Here is a 2195-nt window from a genome sequence, read left to right on the forward strand (position 1 = left end):
GAAGAAGGGGAATGTTCTTTAAGATCGCAGGAGGAACATCTTGTAATATTGCGGCATCGCGTTTGTTATCCTGAACCACCTCATTTCCAAACCTAAAAATTGCAAGCGGCGTCTTATCTGAGCTGAATAATTTAATTTCCCTGCTATTTTTATCACGGGAAACGGCATCGCATATCACATGCCAGGCCGTAACAAGACCGTAGCCAGCCAAATAAAACCCGAGACCCTCAAATGAGTTTTGCTTGTCATCCTCTCCTTCTAGATATAGAAGCGAGTCTTGCTGAAGTGCAACTGGGAAAACAGGTGTGTCTTCTGGTTTCGTTTTATTGTACAGGCTGCCTAAACGCATAAGTGGACCCGATGTCCAGGGATCCTTAATAAGAGATTTGTAAAAATCAAGACTTCCGCGTAGAGACGCTTCAAACGACCCTCTTTCTGCATCGGTAAGCTTGGCAATGGTTTTACCGTAATAGCAGCCCATCGCGCCTTCAATGTCGCCATTGCTCAGTCGATGGAGCGTTGAGCGGAGTCGCCGATATTGCTCGCGTTTTATATTTGTCTTTTGATTGCAGACAACGCCCGTGACCAGTTGTCTTGAAAAACTGCAACTGTAAAACGATTTATCCTCGTTGAGCTCAAACGATTCGATTCCATGGAAGTTAGTGATTGCGTTTCGTAGCTTATTGGGCAACCTGAGCTTTCCACCTGAATAAAAATTTCGATAAAAGAAGTAAGAACTATTAAATGAGAACGTAAGATCATCGGCATATCGAGAGTATTGGTATCGATATTCTCGCGATAGGTGCATTAGCTGTTTATCCATCCCGAGGCAAATCATGTTCGAAATAATAGGAGATGAGGGAGCGCCTTGAGGGAGTCCTTTCGGTGTCGCAACAATCCTTGAAATACAGAATGCAACTTCAGGGGTTAGACCTAGCTTCTTGGAAACAAGAAGCCCGCACACTCGTCTTGACGAGATAGAAGGAAAGAAGTCCTTAATATCCAGGCCAACAATTACTTGCGAGCCAATGTGATTTTCAGCATTTGTTTTTATTGACCGTCCTTTGACAAAACCATGGACACAAGGCAATGGCTTATAGCCTTTTTCAAGCTCAGAGGCGATGAGTCTTTGAGCCCTTTTTAAATCAGATCTTGGGATTAATAGTTCTCGATAGCCACCGTTTCTTTTTGGGACCAATCTATTTCTATATAGGTCATACATGGAAGTTGGATATACAAAGAGATCAAGCTTTTCCAAGGACAGGCCAAGAAACCCAGCCAGATCGCCTTTCGACTGAAGTTCGTTGAGCATCAGATTATCCTTAAAGTTAATAGCCGGTTCCTCCGTAGAGTCGTACCTGATAGACACGTAGCAGAATATAATGTGCAAACAAAGCACTTCCGATTGCGATGCGCAAACGCTAATTCGAACCGGCTATAGGGTCATTTTACCAGTCTTTAATTTTGCGCAAAGGCTGAACCGCGCTTTATAACTCCGCGATGGGGCAAGTATGATGTTGGCGCGCCTTCCACGGTGTCGTCTGTGCAATGAGCCCCCTCGTGTCCTTTCAGGTAGAAACAGTAGCCTCCAGATTCCATCGATGCTGCAATCTGAGTTTCCGTGCTCACGTGTTTGCCTCGGATTTCCATCCAGAATAGGCATTCAGACGATGTCGTCCTTGAAGATGATTATGAATGGAGAGAAGAAATCTTTCTTGTTTGTCATAGGGCGCTATCAATGTCGCGAATTGAACTTATAGCCGACATGTGCTCGGCAAATGCTGAGAGATGATCTTCTTGGTGATGCGACGGCATGCTGCCAGTTGTAAGGTCATCGATTAGCGATAATCGGTGATTAGCAAATAGATGAGAAATCGATCACCGCATACTTCTGAAAATATGGCACCTCAGCAGCGATATGCGGCACCAAAAAGTGCCAATCCCAGCAGGAATAACGATAAAGAGGCGGCGATCCAGTTGTTGTCGCCGGCCTTGGGGAGCGTCGCGGTGGTCTCAGTGGCAGTCTTGGGCCTAGAGGACGTGGATATAGTGGTCTTGGTTACCGTCGTCTTGGACGTCGTTGTTGTCTTGGTTGTCGTGGCCGCGGGTTTCAGCGAGGGATTTGCCGTGGGCTCTGTGGTGGGCTCTCCGGCAGCGGGGTCGGCATCGGAGGAAGGCTCACCCGCCTCTCCGCC

At 46.6% G+C, this 2195-nt stretch carries 1 protein-coding gene and 1 pseudogene; both read right to left on the reverse strand.

All coding sequences use genetic code 11. From position 1 onward, the window contains the following. Nucleotides 1-1312 (reverse strand): reverse transcriptase family protein (locus ABHR76_RS09895; RefSeq protein ID WP_346977628.1); only part of this gene is annotated, 1312 nt, incomplete at its 3' end. A gap of 595 nt (nt 1313-1907) precedes the next feature. Continuing rightward, nucleotides 1908-2195 (reverse strand): annotated as a pseudogene (locus ABHR76_RS09900) (hypothetical protein); the annotation flags it as partial.

The sequence above is a fragment of the Collinsella aerofaciens genome, assembly GCF_039752985.1.
GTDB classification, from domain to species: Bacteria; Actinomycetota; Coriobacteriia; order Coriobacteriales; family Coriobacteriaceae; genus Collinsella; species Collinsella aerofaciens_BT.